We start from the raw sequence: 18295 nt of genomic DNA, 5'->3' as shown, positions 1-18295 counted from the left end.
CGGTGATTCCAGATTACCACCGACGGGGGTTAAATCCATCAACTTCATTAGGTCTGTAAAAAGGCAATTCCGCATCTTCTAAACACGCTGGGCAAGTTTGGGACTGATCAGATGGGGAGAAGGTATTCCTCTGTAAATGACTAAATTAGCCAATTCCTGCAACTGTTGAATTGCTTCGGCACCTTCTAATTTCATGAGTTCCCGGTCATCGCGCATTTCTGTCCAGGTAATTCCATAGTCCGACACCAGGAAACGAATCAGATGACTTTCGCCTAAACTAACCATAAAGGAGGCGCTATTCATCTGACCGCCGCAGGTATAGCAGGAGGCAAGATACCCCTGTCTTTCTAGCACCGTAGCTAGAGCTTGGAGGTTCATCACCAAGTCCTGAACGAATTTGCGGTGTTGTTCTGCAATTCTGAGAAACATAATTCTCCTCCTATCACCACACCTGGGATTATTTACAAAATGTAGCATAATCTTAAAGTTATGGTGCTGAAATATTAATCTTAGTCTGATCAGCCTAAATTGAAAAGATCACCCTATTTACCCACCCCAGTGCCAAAATAGAGACTGTTTTGCAGGTTAACCAAAACCCTCAGTTGAGAAGTTCCAGGTACAGAAACTTTCCCTCAACCTCAATCAATTTGCCACCACCCAAATCCAGGGCCGATAAATCGAATCGTAACCCAAACAAAAACCAGTAAACCAATCCCTAGCCAACTGGCTTTAGTCGTAATTTCTATGAATTTTCGACTTTGGTTTTTAGTGAGGGGAAACCAAGGGACAAATTTTTCGTCTTGGCCATAACTTTCTCCCATAGAATCTTTTCGGCGTTTTGCTTCACCCATATTTGTATATAAAAGTTAACGGTAGGACTCATTTACTCAATTTTATTTGATCTGTTGGCAAGTTGACGATTATTCCTTGATCGATCACAAATGGTAATAGTCGCTCCCAATTTAAGGTAACAGTTTCAGAGGCTGGATCAAGTTTCCACCGCAAAAGCTGACTGGCGGATTCACCGATGGGGGAAAATAGACCCAGGGCTTGCCTTGGGGCAATAGTAGCGTATGCGATCGCCTCTCCCAAATCACAACAATTCCACTTAACTAAATTTTCTACCCCTACAAATAAAGGTAAGGTGGTTCCAGATAAAGTCCCATCAGCTAAACGGGCGGTACCTTCTTTCACCTCAATTTGTCGTTCATCCCAAGGATAAACCCCATCCGGTAGTCCCAAAGGTGCTAAGGCATCACTCACCAAAAACAGGGGAATTAAATCTGTAGCTTCGTTGGGTTGGTTAATTCCCGACATCCGTAACAGCAAATTAACCATTAGGGGAGAAATGTGCTGTCCATCGGCAATAAAGCCCGATTGCACCTGGTTATTAACTAAAGCCGCCCCTAATAAACCCGGTTCTCGATGGTGCAGACTGGGCATGGCATTGAAAGCATGAGTTACCATCCTTGCCCCTAGGTTAAAAACTCGTTCTGCCTGCTCTGCTGTAGCCTGGGAGTGACCCAAACTAACAATTATGCCTAAATTTGTCAAATAGGGAATTATTGTATCTGTGGGGTCTAATTCCGGGGCTAGGGTAATAATTTTTACGACGTTTGCATAGTCCCCTAGAACCCGTTGCACCTGCTCCAAAGTTAGGGGTAATAAATGCTCTTGAGGATGGGCCCCCCGTTTACTGGGATTGAGAAATGGCCCTTCCAGATGTACCCCCAGAATTTTAGCGGTGGGTTTGTCCTGGGGAACGGTTTGGATAAATTCTGCTATGGTGGAGAGCGATCGGTGAATTTTATCAATTGAAGTGGTGACAATAGTGGGCATAAACCCATCAATGCCCTGTTCCCATAAATACTGGCAAATTTTCGTCAATTTTGGGAAATTTTGCGGTTCTAAATCGGGAAAAGCTAATCCTAATCCCCCATTAATTTGTAAATCTATTCCTCCCAAAGATAGCAAATCTCCTTGCAAATCTATTTGTTGAATTGCTGCGGTTGATCTGGGTTGAGATAAACCTGCCATTGCTTCAATACCAGAGATTTTACCCTGACGAATTAAAACTTGTTGTAAATTTTGTGATCCAGGGAGACGGACATTGATAATATCGAAGTTAACGGTGTCTTGCTGTGGTGTTGTGATCATGAGGAATAGTTGGCTTTGAACTCTACATTATTATCGACTAACTCTACTCCTGTTGTTGGGATTATCATGGGGAGTGATTCAGATTTACCCACAATGGTGGGGGCGATCGCGGTTTGTGAAGAATTTAATATCCCCCATGAAGTTGCTATTATTTCCGCCCATCGTACCCCGGAAAGGATGTTTGAATATGCTAAAACCGCCCATTTGCGAGGATTAAAAGTGATTATTGCCGGAGCCGGAGGAGCCGCCCATTTACCGGGGATGGTGGCATCTTTAACCCCTTTACCTGTAATTGGGGTTCCAGTAACAACTCGCACCTTACAGGGGGTTGATTCTCTGTATTCTATTGTACAAATGCCTGGAGGAATTCCGGTGGCAACGGTGGCAATTGGTAATGCTAAAAATGCGGGTTTATTAGCGGTACAAATTTTAGCCAGTCATGATCCTGAACTCTTGCAAAAAGTTCAAGACTATCGGGAAAATCTTAAACAATCTGTTCTGGAAAAACAGGAGCGTTTGGATCAAGTTGGCTATAGTGAATATTAGGCGAAAAGTCGGAGATTGGTGAGCAGTGATATTGAGAACTACAGCGCTACCAAACTTAATTATACTGAATAATCAGTCTTTAAGAGATTCAACTTGTCGATCAGTTCCTTGACATCCTTAAGACGGATGCACTAACATATCCTCAATTACCGACATAAGCTATAAATCATAGCAATTTAGGACGTTTCTGATGTCAAAAATCTACACTACAGAGGAACTGATCCAAATCTTAAATCAGGAGCGCCAAGCCTGCCTGAAAGGGGAGCGTTTGAATTTAAGGGCGACTCCGGCGGTGGGAAATCCCGTGGTTGACTGTTTTTTGAAACCAGAGGGAATTCAAAAGTTTACAGCCTATCAAAATTTTAAGGCGACGATTCACCAATACCAACAAGAACATCAAGTTTCTGGAATTGTTTGGCGGGAAATTATTGTTAGGGAAAAAACCCTACAATTTCCCTTTGTGAATGAACAATTAATTGCCTTACCTTATGATTTAGAACAGTTAAAAGCAGCAAAAATTAAATTATTGGCATTCTGGGATGATGTAACTGCCGGGATGGATTTATATTTAAGTTTAAATAGTGGTAAGGATTATCGTCAAATTTGCGTAGAAGAAGTGGATGCTATTATTCAACGCACGGAATGGGCTTGTATTTGGAAGTGGGAGAAATCGAGTTTTTTAGAAATGTTATTACAATTAGGTTGGGGACAACCCTCAGAATCGGGTGATCGCAGGGGATGGCCCCAGTCAGGGAGCGAAAATATTCATGCGGTTAAGCCTGGTCAGCATCCGATTGGTTAAATCAATCGATCTGGATGAGGGTTAAGGAGGCATTTTAAATAACTTACCATTTTCGTGATTGAGTTCATTTTGCAAAATCTTTTCATAAATTTCGGGTAAGGAATCCGTCACCAGATTATCTTCAATTCCATAGCCTAAACTTGTCCAGGTTCCTGATAATAATTCTAACACCTGATCAACTTTTTCTTCGCGTAATAATTGGGAAATATTAACCCCCCAAAATTCATCATCTAATAACCAACGATAAACCACCGTATCTTGATATTCTGGTTCAAAACTATAGGGAAGCCAAAACCAAAATTGAGCGGGTTTTGGGTGATAGCGTTCGGCTTTTTCATCCCAGGTAGTTTTTAACATTTGATAACGTCCGGCGGCGGTGCTACATTTGCCTTGATTCGGGCCGACCATAATCTTCATACATAGGTCAGGATGGCTCTGTAAATTAGAGACATATTTTCCGCCATATAAAACATGATAGGGGTCAGAATAACTGGACTCACTGGCGGAAATAGTTCGCATCAATGCCCGAATATAAGGATCTCCGCCCCGCATAACTAAAGGTAGCCATTGTGCTTCCACCTGTTGATCAATTGACGGTTCAAAATCCGATTTTCCCTGGCAACTTCTGACCCCAATAAAGGTTAACATCAATAGGAGTAACCCACTCCATAATAGCCGTTTACGGCGATTAAGATTCTGTCTTTTTCTTTGATAATGTTCCATCAATCACTTACACTGGCAAATAGTTGTTCTAAGGGCTGTTGTTGAGCCTCTGGATTAGCTACAATTTCAATAATTTTATTCCGTGAAGTTGGAATAAATAATGCTTCTACACAAACTTGAGCCACTTTTGTTCGGGGAATACTACCTTCAAATAGGGTATCGGCCGACTGCATAACTAAATTATAATTATTGTCCTCATTTTTTAACCCACCCGGGCGAACAATGGTATAATTTAAACCACTATTTTGAAGATATTCTTCCGCTTGTTTTTTCCAGAAAAGAATTAACCAAAATAAATTTAATGGGTGAAAAAATTGGGAGACACACAGGGAAGTAACTAAAACAAAATGTTCAATTCCCTGGGATTTTGCCACATCAACTAAATTTTTTGTTCCTTGACAATCGACTTGATAGGGCCCAGTAAAATCAAAACTGGGTCTGGCGCCTGTTGCACACAATACAACCGTACAATCACTCAAAGCCGAGGCTAAACTGTAAGTATTTAAAACATCTCCGACCACCAGTTCCACGTCGGTCGGTAAAATTTGTTGAGCAGTTTCAATATTCCGAACCAAAGCCTTAACCGGAATTTCCCGCTTGACTAATTCGGTGATAATTCGCCGTCCCGTTTCCCCCGTTGCCCCTGCGACAAATGCTTTCATGCTGTTAAAGGTTTTTCAGTAAGTGTCAAGTTTTGCCAAGTAACATCAAAAGTTACGTATATTTATCATAGCGGTTCACGACAATACAAGGCATTCTGGAAATAGGAAAAAACCCTCGCAGGAGAACATATTATGCCGTCCGATATCTCTGAACCTCAACCGTCAAGAGCATCATCTGAGTTTGTTGATGATTCTGTTGCTCTCCCAAACCCCGAAGAAAGTAATCAAGAGCAAGATTCTCAGGAGTTAATCTGGTTTCACAGCGATTTTGAAGACTGCATGGAAATGTTCGCGCCTTTGGATACGGTGGCTGAATATTTGGGTCAACATAGCGGCTGGTTTTGTCGGTGTGCGTTACCAATGAAAACCGAACCCATGGGAAATAATGCCTATGATTTATTAGTTGGAAGGTTTGGAGCCTTGGGTTATCGAGTGGAAGCGCGGATTGGATTAGAATTAGTCCCACCGGATGCAGAGGGGATTTATCGGATTCGGACGGTTCCCATCCCCGATTATAAGGCTCCTGGTTATGAGGTGGATTTTAAATCAACGATGACATTAATAGAATTACCTACAGCCGAATTTTGTGCCGAACGAGGTATTAAATTAACTGAATGTCCGACTCAAATTACCGGGGCGAAATGGCATCTGGATTTGGCTGTCGGGGTACAAATTCCTAAGTTTATTCGTTCTAAATCAGAAGGGTTAATTCAAAAAACCGGGGATACCCTACTAAAAAATATTGTTAAACAGGTTTCCCGGCGTCTTTCGGCTAAAACTCAACAGGATTTTCATAGCAGTTTGGGGATTCCTTTCCCAAAATATCGCGGTTAATACCCTAGCGAGCACCGAACACTCGCACTGCTGTTTAGGATAAGCGGATACAACTATATAAGACACCCCTGGCGGGTTTTAGAATAAACGATGAATGATAAGCAAAACTTGATCACTCCTATTTAATAAAAAACTGTATTTGGCACTAAAAGCTATTGCCAGTCTATAGATATAATGCTACTTTAGTATTTATAGACGCTATGGAACGACTTAACTAAAAATCAAGTCCTAACCCAAGTCACCCTGACCCCAGGGTAATGTTTTATCTATAGGACTTACGCAGAAACCGAGTTTCTGAACGAGAAATCACCGATTTCATCCGCAAAATCAGGGCTAGAAACCCGGTTTCTTTGGTCTTGTGCGTAAGTCCTGAATAATTTAACTACTACAAAATTTTTTTTGTAAGTAGCAACCTATTTTTTCAACAGACAGGTTGTTAGGAGGTTTAATGTCTGAATTTTCAAAAGGTTATTCTCGGAGAAAATTTTTAATTACCGCCGGATTTTCGGCAGCTAGTACCGTCTTTTTAAAAGGCTGTTTGGGCAACCCACCCGAACCCACTGGTAATACTGGAAGTTCTCCGGCGACAACACAAGTTCCGGCAGTTAATATTAGTCCAGAACAAGCCCCAGAAGTGACAGCAATTAAACTAGGTTTTATTCCCATTGTGGAATCTGCCCCCTTAATTATTGCCAAAGAAAAAGGCTTTTTTGCTAAGTATGGAATGAGCAATGTTGAGGTATCCAAACAGGCAAACTGGGCCTCAGCACGGGATAACGTTACCATTGGCTCAAGTGGGGGAGGAATTGATGGTGGACAGTGGCAAATGCCCATGCCCCATTTATTGACAGAAGGCATTATTACCGGGGGCAAAAAAGTCCCTATGTATGTCTTAGCTCAATTAAATACAAATGGCAATGGTGTTGCTATTGCTAATACCCATTTAGGGAAAGGAATAGGCTTAGATATTAAAGGCGCTGCCGAATATATTCGCAGTCTTCCAAATACCACAGGACGCAAATTTAAAGCAGCTTATACATTCCCAAATGTTAACCAAGATTTTTGGATTCGCTATTGGTTAGCTGCGGGTGGAATCAACCCAGATGTCGATATTGATTTGATAGCAGTTCCTCCCGCAGAAACGGTGCAGGGAATGCGAAATGGAACGATGGATGCCTTTAGTACAGGAGACCCTTGGCCCTATCGAATTGTTAGTGATAACATCGGTTTCATGTCCTGTTTAACCACGGAAGTTTGGCCGTTTCATCCTGAAGAATATTTAGCCATTCGTGCTGACTGGGTTGATAAACATCCCAAGGCAACAAAAGCTATATTAAAAGGCTTAATGGAAGCCCAACAATGGTGTGATAAACCGGAAAACAGAGCCGAATTAATCACGATAGTTTCTGGACGGAATTATTTTAATGTTCCTGAAGTTGTTCTGACTCCTCCCTTCCAAGGAAACTATCAGATGGGAGATGGAAAACCGCCGATTCAAGACTTTAATAAAGGGCCGTTATATTGGAAAGATCCCATTGGCAGTGTTTCCTATCCCTATAAAAGCCATGATTTATGGTTTTTAACTGAAAGTATTCGTTGGGGTTTCCATAATGGTCAAATTCAAGATATTGCCCAAGCAAAAGCCATTATTGATAAGGTCAACCGTGAGGATATTTGGCGAGAATCTGCTAAAGAAGCTGGGTTTACTGCTGATATTCCCGCTTCGACTTCAAGAGGTGTGGAAAAGTTCTTTGATGGAATTACTTTTGATCCTGAAAAACCAGAAGCCTATCTTCAAAGTTTAACCATCAAAAAAGCCTAGAAAGGATCATCTTTCTATTTTCTTCACTGATAACTAATACAGATGTGCTATGGCGCATATCTACATTAATAACTAATCAAGGAGTTTTAACAAAATGACAAGTACAGCCAAAAAAAGAACTAACGGAAATAGCTTTGTTGACAATTTGAGTGAATATTGGAAAAAGAACTCACAAAATATTATTCTTCCCCTAATGGGAACCTTGGGTTTTTTAATAGTTTGGCAACTTTTCTCCTTATCAGGAATTACCCGTTTACCAGGGCCCTTGAGTGTTGTGACTAATGAACAAACCCGAACTTTATTAATGTATCCTTTTTATGATCGAGGAGGATTAGATAAAGGCTTATTTTGGCAAACTTTAGCCAGTTTAGGACGGGTGGCTCAAGGCTATTCAATTGCCGCAATTGTTGGTATTAGTGTGGGGATTTTAGTGGGAACAAACCCGATTTTAGATAAGGCATTAGATCCCCTATTTCAGTTTTTAAGAATGGTGGCTCCTTTGGCTTGGGTTCCCATTGCCTTAGTCGCCTTCCAACAAAACCAACCCGCCGCGATTTTCGTGATTTTTATTACCTCTGTTTGGCCGATTTTAATTAACACAAAAGAAGGTGTTAAACAGATTCCCGATGATTATAATAACGTTGCCAAGGTGTTGCAATTATCCCGCAAAGAATATTACTTAAATATTCTATTCCCTTCTGCATTACCTTACATTTTTACCGGATTAAGAATTGCCGTAGGTTTAGCTTGGTTAGCAATTATTGCTGCTGAAATCGTGATGTCCGGTATCGTGGGAATTGGTTTCTTTATCTGGGATGCTTACCAACAAAACTACATCAGTGACATTATTTTAGCCGTGGTTTATATCGGTGCAGTCGGTTTAATTTTAGATCGAGGTATTGGTTACATTCAACAATTAATTGTCCCGGGTGAAAAAAAGTAAACTAAGGTGCACTCATCGCAGCCCACGCACTGTCAACCATTAATCAGGAGTTAATATCATGGAAAAACCATTAATAGAAGTCGAACAAATTGATAAAGTCTTTAACTTAACCGGAGGAGGTCAATATGTTGCCCTCAAAGGAATTGACCTACAAATACAAAAAGGTGAATTTGTCACCCTAATTGGACACTCTGGCTGTGGAAAATCAACCCTATTAAACATGGTAGCCGGGTTAGATTTACCATCAGAAGGAATTGTCACCATTGAAGGTCAAAAAATTACCCAACCAGGGCCAGATAGAATGGTAGTATTTCAAAACTATTCTTTATTACCCTGGCGAACAGTCCGAGAAAATATTGCTTTAGCAGTAGATTCCGTGATGAAAGGATTACCCCTAGCAGAACGAAAAAATATCATTGAAAGCCATATTGATATGGTAGGATTACGCCCAGCCGTAGACAAATATCCCGCCCAATTATCAGGAGGAATGAAACAACGAGTTGCGATCGCCCGCGCCCTAGCATTACGACCCAAATTATTATTATTAGATGAACCTTTTGGGGCTTTAGATGCCTTAACACGGGGTAATCTTCAAGAACAATTAATGAAGATTTGCCAAGACAATCAAATTAGTGCCTTAATGGTGACACATGATGTCGATGAAGCCGTGTTACTGTCTGACAGAATTGTGATGTTAACTAACGGCCCGGAATCAAAAATCGGACAGATTTTAGATGTAGATATTCCTCGCCCCCGCCAACGGATGCAAGTGGTAGAACATCCCAGTTATTATCGCTTGCGGAGTGAAATGATTTATTTCCTCAATCAACAAAAACTGATCAAAAAAATGCGGGCGAAAAAGAATAAAGTCGTTGCCCGTCATGGCCTAGAAAAAATCAACTTAGAATTGGGTTTTGTTCCCCTGACCGCCTGCGCTCCCCTGGCCGTAGCAAAGGAATTAGGATTTTTTGAAAAACACGGCCTCGATGAAATCAATCTTGTCCGAGAAACCAGTTGGCGCGGCATCAGTGATGGTATCGCCGGAGGCTATTTAGACGCGGCTCAGATGCCCTCTGGGATGCCTCTGTGGATGACTTTGGGAGGGGATGATACCCAACCCGTAACGGTAATTACAGCCCTGACCATGACCCGCAACGGTAACGCTATTACCCTCGCCCGTCGCTTCTATGACCAAGGAATTTATACCCTGGCTAACTTTAAACGGATGTTGTTACAGTCCCCTGGACAACAGCACCGCATGGGGGTGGTGCATCCGAGTTCCATGCACAACCTGTTACTGCGCTATTGGTTAGCGTCTGGGGGGATTGACCCCGACCATGATGTGGAACTATTGACCATTCCTCCGGCCCAAATGGTGGTAGACCTACAGGCTGGCACTATTGATGGGTTCTGTGTGGGGGAACCCTGGAACCTGCGGGCAATGATGGAGGATGTCGGGTTTACGGTGGCCACGGATTTAGAAATCTGGCCCGGACACCCAGGGAAAGTTTTGGGAGTGCGGGAAGACTGGGCGAAGGCCTATCCTAATACCCATATTGCCTTGGTCAAATCACTATTAGAGGCTTCAGCTTATTGCGCTGACCCGGAAAATGCCCCTGAAATTCAGCAGATTTTAGCTCAACGTCAATATCTGGGAACTCGCCCCGAATATATTCAGTTAGCTGATCCCAATGATATTGCTTGCAACATGGATGAACCCATGCGTCAATATGCCCATCATCAATTTTTTGGCGATGGAGTCAACCGTCCCAGTCGCACCGAACAGCTTTGGCATATTGTTCAAATGGCCCGTTGGGGACATACGCCTTTCCCCCGTAACTGGGTGGAAATTTTAGAAAGGTTATGTTCGGTAGGTGCTTTTAGTACCGCAGCCCGGGAATTAGGACTTTCTGAAATTAGTTATAGTCGGGGCGCAATTCAATTATTTGATGGTACAAAATTTGATACCGAAGATCCCATTGGTTATCTGAATAGTTTGAAGATTAAACGGGATTTTACTGTAACGGAAATTGTATTAGATTCTCCTCGGAGTAAAGTGGCTTAATTCAACAAAATTAGAGACGCGCCGTGGCACGTCTCTACAAATGCAATTTAAAATTTAGGAAATATCAACTATGACTACAACTAAAATTTCTGCCTCTACTTTTGGGAAAAAATTTACTAAAAAATCCCCAGTCAACAATCAGCCTTATTTAGTATTTGATAACGTTTCTAAGGTTTATCCCACGGCTAAAGGGGCTTACACGGTTTTAAAAGATGTTAATCTCACGATTAATGAGGGTGAATTTATTTGCGTTATTGGACACTCCGGTTGTGGAAAATCGACTTTATTAAATATGGTGTCTGGGTTTAATATTCCTTCCGATGGTAAGGTGACATTGCGTGCCAAACCGATTTTAAAACCTGGCCCTGACCGGATGGTGGTATTTCAAAACTATGCCTTATTGCCTTGGCGCACGGTGTTTGAAAATGTCTATTTAGCGGTTAATGCGGTTCATCCTAATAAGTCAAAGGTCGAAAAAAATGCTATTGTTCGAGATCATTTAGCCCTGGTGGGATTATTAGAAGCGGCTGAGAAAAAATCCCCTCAGATTTCGGGAGGAATGAAACAACGGGCTGCTATTGCTCGGGCTTTAGCTATTCGTCCAGAAGTATTAATTTTAGATGAACCCTTTGGGGCTTTGGATGCAATTACAAAGGAAGAATTGCAGGAAGAATTATTGAAAATCTGGAATGATCATCGCTGTACGGTGTTAATGATTACCCATGATATTGATGAAGCATTATTCCTGGCTGATCGGTTAGTGATGATGACAAACGGCCCCTCGGCAACCATTGGAGAAATCCTAGAAATTCCCTTTGAACGTCCCCGCGATCGCACTCAAATTATGGAAGATCCAGAATATTATAACCTCAGAAATTATGCCCTAGATTTCCTCTATCGTCGCTTTGCTCATGATGATGAATAAATAATTGTTGACTGTTAACTGCTGATTGTTAACAATGATCTAAATACACAGATATTGCAGTTTTTAAGGATTAAGGATGGAGGTTATTTACGAACAATAACCCCTATCCTTAAGATTTTGTAGGCTAGGTAACATAAAAAGTTTTAAGTATTAATATAATCGTTCTAATGTCTGTTATCCAAGATATTGAATTACGAAAAAGGGTAGGGACAATACTCAGATCGCCCCTACAAATATACAGGTAAACAGTTATAATGCGAGACTATTGAAATCTATTTTATCCCATTTTAACTAAATTTCCCTGATTATTATTGTTCAAATGTTCCTTGTGTAACCCTAGGGTTCCTAAAGTGGGAATATGACTGGTATTTTCTAATAAAAATTTTAAAAATGTTTCTGCAATAATAGACAGTTGTTTTCCTTCTAAATGAGTGACATACCACCGCAAATGAATCGGGAAATGCTGGACATCTAAAATGGTTAATTCTCCCATTAACTGTTCTGCTACTAAAGTATGTTGAGATAATACTGAAAGCCCTAAACCTCCGGCGATCGCTTGTTTAATGGCTTCATTACTGCCTAATTCTAACCGAACTTTAACCCCAACTTTATAGCGCTCAAATAGTTTTTGAACTGCGTGGCGTGTTCCTGAACCCTGTTCTCGCATAATAAAAGGTTCTCCCATTAAAGATTTAATTGGAATATTTTTTTCTCCAACCAAAGGATGATCCTGTCTAGCCACCACCACTAAAGGATTATCTAAAAAAGGTTGAGTAGATAAAGCAATATCTTCAGGAGGTTGACTCAGAATATACAAATCATCCTCATTATCTTGCATTCGTTGAATTAAAGTGGCATGATTGGTGACTTGCAAGGCAATATCAATCCCCGGATATTGTTGACAAAAATAACCTAATAATCGGGGGACAAAATATTTAGCTGTTGAAACTACTCCTAACCGTAACCGTCCTTGTTTTGTTCCTTTTAATGCTGCTATCTGCATTTCTAAATTATCCAACTGTTCAAAAATATTCTGACAGGTAGATAATAAAAATTCCCCGGCTTCGGTCAGATAGAGTTGTTTGCCAATTTGTTCAAATAACGGTAAACCCACGGTCTGAGTCAGTTGTTTAACTTGGGTGGAGACCGTTGGCTGGGTAATCATCATTTCTTCGGCGGCTTTAGTAAAGCTACGATGACGGGCCACCGCCTCAAATACCTTTAATTGGTGTAATGTTGCCTGCATCAAAATTCTATATCCTCCTTTTACCCAATATTTGATGGTTTTCGGGATTTTTATCATAGATTGACATCTATAATTTTATATTATTACATATAATTTTACCAATATCATCAATTCAGATCAAATAATTCTGTAAAACCCCACAAATCAAATGATTTGATTGATCAATCCTAGAACCAAGAACACTGAAATCGGGAAATCCCATGGGTAGACCTGACAATCTTGGGTTTATAGCAAGAGGCAATAGGGAATAGGGAATAGGCAATCTCGCTATAGGTAAATACTTACTGTGAGCAGCTTTTAGCTTTCAAGAATGTCCTAATAGATGTGGCGACTACTATACCAAGAGCATTTTCTATAGGGCTTTTCGACCGCTTTGCCATTTAGGTATAAAAATTTTTCTGTCAGGTCTTGCGATCGCTAGACAGGTAGTGGTACTCTTATCCATTAAGAAAAACCAATAGCTAAATTTAAAATCATAGTCAAAAAACAATAATAGGAGATCAGCCTTTTCTATGCAAGTCTTGAACCAGATCAACTTTAACAACCTACGCGGTGACTTATTTGGGGGACTGACCGCCGCGATTGTTTCCTTGCCCCTAGCCCTCGCCTTCGGGGTAGCTTCGGGAGTTGGCCCGGTGGCGGGTCTTTATGGTGCCGTCTGTATCGGCTTATTTGCGGCGTTGTTTGGGGGCACACCCACCCTAATTTCCGAACCCACTGGCCCGATGACGGTGGTAATGACCACCATTGTTGCCAGTTTCATGGCGAAAGACCCCGATAACGGTTTGGCTATGGCTTTTACCGTGGTGATGATTGCCGGATTATTTCAAATTGTCTTTGGGGTATTCAAACTGGGTAAATATATTACCCTGATGCCCTACAGCGTGATTTCGGGCTTTATGTCAGGGATTGGGATTATCTTAATTATCTTACAAATCCCGCCGTTTTTAGGACAAGCCACACCGAAAGGGGGAGTATTAGGAACAATTCAAAATATCCCCCAATTATTAACAAATATCAATCCCGTAGATGCTACCTTAGCCGCCTTAACTATCGGGATTATCTTCTTAATGCCCTCTAAATTTAAACGGATTGTTCCGCCTCAATTAGTTGCATTAGTGATTGGAACATTAGTTTCCTTAATCTTCTTTCAAGGAGTAGATATTCGGCGAATTGGTGAAATTCCCACGGGACTTCCCGTTTTACAAATGCCTGTTTTTAGCTTTGACCAAATGACAATCATGTTTGTCAATGGGGTGATGTTAGGAATGTTAGGCTGTATTGATACCTTATTAACTGCCGTAATTGCCGATAGTATTACCCGGACTCAACACGATTCTAATAAAGAACTGATTGGTCAAGGCATTGCTAATATTGTTTCGGGGGTTTGTGGTGGATTACCCGGTGCAGGGGCAACCATGGGAACCGTTGTTAATATTCAATCCGGTGCAAAAAGTGCTTTATCTGGAATTACCCGGGCGTTAATTTTATTAGTAGTAATTCTCGGGGCGGCGAGTCTGACCCAAAATATTCCGATGGCGGTTTTAGCAGGAATTGCCCTAAAAGTGGGGATTGATATTCTCGATTGGAGTTTCCTCAAACGCGCCCATGCCGTTTCCCTGAAAGGGGCAATGATCATGTATGGGGTGATGTTATTAACCGTCTTTGTTGACCTAATTGTGGCCGTTGGTGTGGGGGTATTTATTGCTAATATTCTTACAATTGAACGCTTGAGTGATATGCAGGGTCAGGACGTGAAAGCCATCACCGATGAAGATGATGCTATTGTGATGACCCCGGAAGAAAAACAATTACTCGCCGCCGGGAAAGGTCGAGTATTGTTATTCTACCTCAGCGGCCCGATGATCTTTGGAGTAGCTAAAGCAATCTCCAGAGAAGAATCCATGATTCAAAATTATGATGTGCTGATTTTTGATTTAAGTGATGTTCCCATGTTAGGGGTAACTGCTTGTCTAGCCATTGAAAATGCCATTAAAGATGCAGTAGAAAAAGGGCGCCACGTCTTTATTGTCGGTGCAAAAGGGAAGATTAAAGAACGTTTAGAACGGTTCAAAATTGTAGATATGCTTCCGCCTCATCATCTGATGTTGGTGCGTCAAGAGGCATTACAGCAGGCTTTAACCTTGATTAACCTTCCAGTCGATGTTGACACTTTCAATAGTAGCTCCAGCGATCCTCAAGCACCTATTGTTAGTAATCTTTCCTAATCCGATTTTAATTCTATTGCAGTGCGAGTGTCCTCACTCAGTATCTATCCTGAATACCCGGATAATTTAGTCAACGAGGACGTTTGCACTGCTCCCAACTCGTGATCCTAGCACTGCTGTTCGCGGGTTTTCGCTTTTTGGTGAATCTGGGGTATTGAAAATTTGGAAAATTGGGTTATAATCAACAAGAGTTTGAAATAAAACCCCCAGCGCGGACGTAATTCAGTGGTAGAATGTCAGCTTCCCATGCTGAACGTCGTGGGTTCGAGTCCCATCGTCCGCTTCACTCTAATCATCTTACTTTCGACTGGGTAAATTCATGAATTAGCCCTAATGTTGTTCCGTTTAAATAGCGTTTAAATGCTGAACCTCTAAAACTCCCCGGATCATATTCATCCCACAACTAAAGGTATATTCTCCAGATTCTTCAGGAAGAAACTCAATGGTTGTAGTTTGATTCATCGGTAAATCTTGAGCAATATTAAAGTCAGGAAACAACACTTTATCTAAGCAATGACTAGGATCTTTACGAATAAAGTTCAGACGGACTTTTTTACCCAATTGAACGGTAATGTGGTTAGGTTGATAGCCTCCATCCACTAAAATATCTAATTCTTGAGCATCTTGATTGATTGTTGCTTTTTTGGCTTTAGATTTACTCAATAAAAACCACCAAAGTTCTAAGCCAATTAAGGCTAATCCCCCCGCAGTAACCACCATTTTAGTTAATAAGGGCTGTTCAATTGTCCGCAATTGATTATTGGCGGGTTCTGCATGGGTTTCCATTGACCGAACTGGGGCACAATTCCCAATTAAAATAGATAGAAAAATTCCGCTCAATTGTAAGCCAATTTTTAGTTTTTTGTTCATGATTTGATCTCCTGATTATAATAATACTCAAACCCAGAGGGTGAGATTTTTTCTTCCCTATTCCCTCTCCCCCTAGCCCTCGTAAACGGGGGGTTTGGGGGTGCTATTCCCTATTCCCTATTTCCTATTTAGAAATTAATTCAGCTTAAACTGACGTAATCTTAACGCATTAGTAACAACAGAAATCGAACTCATTGCCATGGCTCCTCCGGCAATAATTGGATTCAGTAACCAACCCGTTAAAGGGTATAAAATTCCCGCCGCGATCGGGATTCCAGCCGAGTTATAGATAAAGGCAAAAAACAGGTTTTGGCGAATATTATTCATCGTAGCTTTACTCAGTTTAATAGCCGTAACTATCCCGATTAAATCCCCTGAAATTAAGGTAATATCACTAGCAGCGATCGCCACATCTGTCCCAGTTCCAATCGCAATTCCCACATCCGCTTGAGCTAAAGCCGGAGCATCATTAATTCCATCCCCCACCATTGCTACAATTTGATCCTGTTTGTTTTGCCCTTTCCGTTCATTTTGTAAGGATTTAATCATATTCGCTTTTTGGTCGGGACGAACTTCTGCAAATACCCGTTTAATTCCCACTTCCGATGCGATCGCTTCGGCGGTTTTTTGATTATCCCCTGTTAACATAACTACCTCTAAACCCATTTTTTGTAACGCTTGAATTGCCGTTTTAGAAGTGGGTTTAACTGCATCGGAAATAGCAAATATCCCTTCTATTTCTCCATCTAATGCTATCCAAGAAATTGTTTTTCCTTCCGCTTCCCAACTCGATTGATACTGTTGTAAAGGTTCGGTTTTAATTCCTAAATCTTCCATCCAGCGAGAGGTGCCAATTTGTACCAATTGATCTGAAATATAACCTTGAACTCCCATTCCCCCCAAGGCTTGAAAATCATTAATTTCAGGTAAGGGAAAATTAACTCCTTGAGTTTTAGCATATTCAACAATCGCTTCCGCTAACGGATGTTCCGATTGCTGTTCAATAGCTGCGGCTAATTTTAATAACTTCAATTCATGATCGTTATTCGTTCCTCCGACGGTTATATAGTGGGTTACGGATGTTTTTCCTGCGGTTAAAGTTCCGGTTTTATCTAATACAATAGTTTGGATTTTATGGGCTAATTCTAAACTATCTGCTCCTTTAATTAAAATCCCATGTTCTGCCCCTAAACCCGTTCCAACCATTACAGAAGTCGGTGTAGCTAATCCTAATGCACAGGGACAAGCAATAATTAAAACTCCTACGGTTGTAGTAATGGCTAAAGTGATATTTCCGGTTAAATTAAACCAGAGAATAAAAGTAGCGATCGCGATCGCAATTACAACCGGAACAAACCAGCCTGTAACCTGATCTGCTAATTTTTGAATTGGTGCTTTTGACCCCTGCGCCTGTTGAACTAACTGCACAATTTGGGCTAATACCGTATCTTTTCCCACCCGTGAAGCTCGAAATTTAAAACTTCCAGTTTTATTAATTGTAGCTCCAATAACCTCATACCCAGGATATTTTTCAACGGGAATACTTTCCCCCGTCACCATTCCTTCATCCACCGTAGAATTACCTTCAATAACTTCACCATCCACGGGGATTTTTTCCCCGGGACGTACCCGAATAATATCCCCTAAATTAACAGTTTCAATCGGAATATCAATTTCTTCTCCAGACCGAATTACCCGGGCGGTTTTGGCTTGTAATCCGATTAATTTTTTAATCGCATCGGAGGTTTTTCCTCTGGCTTTATTTTCTAATAATTGACCTAGTAAAATTAAGGTAATAATTACAACCGCAGATTCATAATAAACATCCGCCGATAACCCTTGATTTAGGAAAAATTGCGGGAAAAAGGTAACAAAAACAGAATATAAATAAGCCGATCCTGTTCCCACAGCAATTAAAGTATTCATATCCGCCTGATGACGTTTTAATCCTTTCCATGCTCCCATAAAAAAGGATTGACCTGACCAAAATAGAATGGGTGTTGCTAGGATTAATTGTAACCAAGGGTTGTGCATCCATGGGGGAATAAAAGGTAAATTTAAACCCGTCATCATCGGTAATCCTCCAATGACTAAAAACCCACTGACAATGGCACTAATTAACACTTTTCGGGTTAATTTTTGTTCAATCTCTTGGTTTTCTTTTTCACTATCTTTGAGGTTAGAATTTGTATCTTCTAGGGGTTGAGCCGTATATCCCGCATCCGTAACCGCCTGTTGAATTTGCTCAATATTAGTTTGATCTGGATCAAATTCAACTGTTGCTTGTTCCGCCCCAAAATTAACATGACAAATCCCAACCCCATTCACATTTTGAATCGCTGTTTCTATAGTATTGGCGCAGGAGGCGCACCCCATTCCTTTTAATCGTAAATAGCTTGTTTTCATGGTTGAAACTCCCTTTTGAGTTCAGTTTGGTGGTGCTTGTCCTTGGTTTGGACACCCCACAATGTT

At 41.1% G+C, this 18295-nt stretch carries 16 protein-coding genes and 1 tRNA gene; 9 read left to right on the top strand and 8 right to left on the bottom strand.

Going from position 1 to position 18295, the window contains the following annotated elements:
- Nucleotides 1-78: 78 nt before the first annotated feature.
- The 3 genes from NMG88_RS16815 to nagA all read right to left on the bottom strand — a co-directional run bounded on the left by NMG88_RS16815 (nucleotide 79) and on the right by nagA (nucleotide 2157).
- Nucleotides 79-429: a DUF1815 family protein gene (locus NMG88_RS16815; RefSeq protein ID WP_026795939.1), complete on the bottom strand. Its 351-nt coding sequence runs from the start codon at nucleotides 427-429 to the stop codon at nucleotides 79-81.
- Nucleotides 430-638: 209 nt separating this feature from the next.
- Nucleotides 639-851 (bottom strand): DUF2839 domain-containing protein, encoded by a 213-nt coding sequence (locus NMG88_RS16810; RefSeq protein ID WP_026785397.1) that lies wholly within the window; start codon nucleotides 849-851, stop codon nucleotides 639-641.
- Between the two features lie 28 nt (nucleotides 852-879).
- A complete protein-coding gene (gene nagA, locus NMG88_RS16805) occupies nucleotides 880-2157 on the bottom strand; it encodes an N-acetylglucosamine-6-phosphate deacetylase (protein WP_254035640.1) in 1278 nt (425 codons plus the stop codon).
- Nucleotides 2158-2223: 66 nt separating this feature from the next.
- Here nagA and purE point away from each other — a divergent pair, with 66 nt between their 5' ends.
- The gene (purE, locus tag NMG88_RS16800; protein ID WP_254035821.1) at nucleotides 2224-2703 is read left to right on the top strand and encodes a 5-(carboxyamino)imidazole ribonucleotide mutase; all 480 of its coding nucleotides are present in this window, start codon (nucleotides 2224-2226) and stop codon (nucleotides 2701-2703) included.
- A gap of 190 nt (nucleotides 2704-2893) precedes the next feature.
- Entirely contained in the window at nucleotides 2894-3505 is a 612-nt protein-coding gene (locus tag NMG88_RS16795; RefSeq protein ID WP_042153948.1) for a hypothetical protein, read from the top strand.
- 21 nt (nucleotides 3506-3526) lie between these two features.
- On the opposite strand, the gene NMG88_RS16790 is transcribed toward NMG88_RS16795, so the two are convergent.
- Nucleotides 3527-4228: a glycoside hydrolase family 24 protein gene (locus tag NMG88_RS16790; RefSeq protein ID WP_042153949.1), complete on the bottom strand. Its 702-nt coding sequence runs from the start codon at nucleotides 4226-4228 to the stop codon at nucleotides 3527-3529.
- Nucleotides 4228-4890, bottom strand: a complete 663-nt coding sequence (locus NMG88_RS16785) for an NAD(P)H-binding protein (RefSeq protein WP_042153950.1) — start codon at nucleotides 4888-4890, stop codon at nucleotides 4228-4230. Before NMG88_RS16785 ends, NMG88_RS16790 begins: the two co-directional genes overlap by 1 nt.
- A 132-nt stretch (nucleotides 4891-5022) precedes the next feature.
- On the opposite strand from NMG88_RS16785, the gene NMG88_RS16780 reads away from it, so the two are divergent.
- The 5 genes from NMG88_RS16780 to NMG88_RS16760 all read left to right on the top strand — a co-directional run bounded on the left by NMG88_RS16780 (nucleotide 5023) and on the right by NMG88_RS16760 (nucleotide 11479).
- Nucleotides 5023-5724: a DUF1997 domain-containing protein gene (locus NMG88_RS16780; protein WP_026796370.1), complete on the top strand. Its 702-nt coding sequence runs from the start codon at nucleotides 5023-5025 to the stop codon at nucleotides 5722-5724.
- A gap of 448 nt (nucleotides 5725-6172) precedes the next feature.
- Entirely contained in the window at nucleotides 6173-7546 is a 1374-nt protein-coding gene (locus NMG88_RS16775; protein WP_227350528.1) for a CmpA/NrtA family ABC transporter substrate-binding protein, read from the top strand.
- A gap of 94 nt (nucleotides 7547-7640) precedes the next feature.
- Nucleotides 7641-8489, top strand: a complete 849-nt coding sequence (gene ntrB / locus NMG88_RS16770; RefSeq protein ID WP_227350529.1) for a nitrate ABC transporter permease — start codon at nucleotides 7641-7643, stop codon at nucleotides 8487-8489.
- A gap of 58 nt (nucleotides 8490-8547) precedes the next feature.
- Complete coding sequence (locus tag NMG88_RS16765) at nucleotides 8548-10554, top strand: ABC transporter ATP-binding/substrate-binding protein (RefSeq protein ID WP_254035639.1); 2007 nt, start codon at nucleotides 8548-8550, stop codon at nucleotides 10552-10554.
- A 70-nt stretch (nucleotides 10555-10624) separates the two neighbouring features.
- On the top strand, nucleotides 10625-11479 hold the full coding sequence (locus tag NMG88_RS16760; protein ID WP_254035638.1) for a nitrate ABC transporter ATP-binding protein: 855 nt from the start codon (nucleotides 10625-10627) through the stop codon (nucleotides 11477-11479).
- 277 nt (nucleotides 11480-11756) lie between these two features.
- Here the strand turns inward: NMG88_RS16760 and NMG88_RS16755 are convergent, their stop codons facing one another.
- On the bottom strand, nucleotides 11757-12728 hold the full coding sequence (locus NMG88_RS16755) for a LysR family transcriptional regulator (protein ID WP_254035637.1): 972 nt from the start codon (nucleotides 12726-12728) through the stop codon (nucleotides 11757-11759).
- Between the two features lie 509 nt (nucleotides 12729-13237).
- Here NMG88_RS16755 and bicA point away from each other — a divergent pair.
- Entirely contained in the window at nucleotides 13238-14953 is a 1716-nt protein-coding gene (bicA, locus tag NMG88_RS16750) for a bicarbonate transporter BicA (protein WP_042153953.1), read from the top strand.
- A gap of 211 nt (nucleotides 14954-15164) precedes the next feature.
- Nucleotides 15165-15236: transfer RNA gene (locus NMG88_RS16745), tRNA-Gly, on the top strand.
- A 62-nt stretch (nucleotides 15237-15298) separates the two neighbouring features.
- On the opposite strand, the gene NMG88_RS16740 is transcribed toward NMG88_RS16745, so the two are convergent.
- Both NMG88_RS16740 and NMG88_RS16735 read right to left on the bottom strand, forming a co-directional pair.
- Complete coding sequence (locus NMG88_RS16740; protein ID WP_042153954.1) at nucleotides 15299-15823, bottom strand: cupredoxin domain-containing protein; 525 nt, start codon at nucleotides 15821-15823, stop codon at nucleotides 15299-15301.
- A gap of 135 nt (nucleotides 15824-15958) precedes the next feature.
- Nucleotides 15959-18229: a heavy metal translocating P-type ATPase gene (locus NMG88_RS16735; protein WP_042153955.1), complete on the bottom strand. Its 2271-nt coding sequence runs from the start codon at nucleotides 18227-18229 to the stop codon at nucleotides 15959-15961.
- Nucleotides 18230-18295 lie beyond the last annotated feature (66 nt).

This window comes from Planktothrix agardhii, from assembly GCF_904830935.1.
Taxonomy (GTDB): Bacteria; Cyanobacteriota; Cyanobacteriia; order Cyanobacteriales; family Microcoleaceae; genus Planktothrix; species Planktothrix agardhii.
The sequence above is the reverse complement of the archived record's forward strand: the minus strand, read 5'-3'. Positions and strand labels throughout refer to the sequence as shown.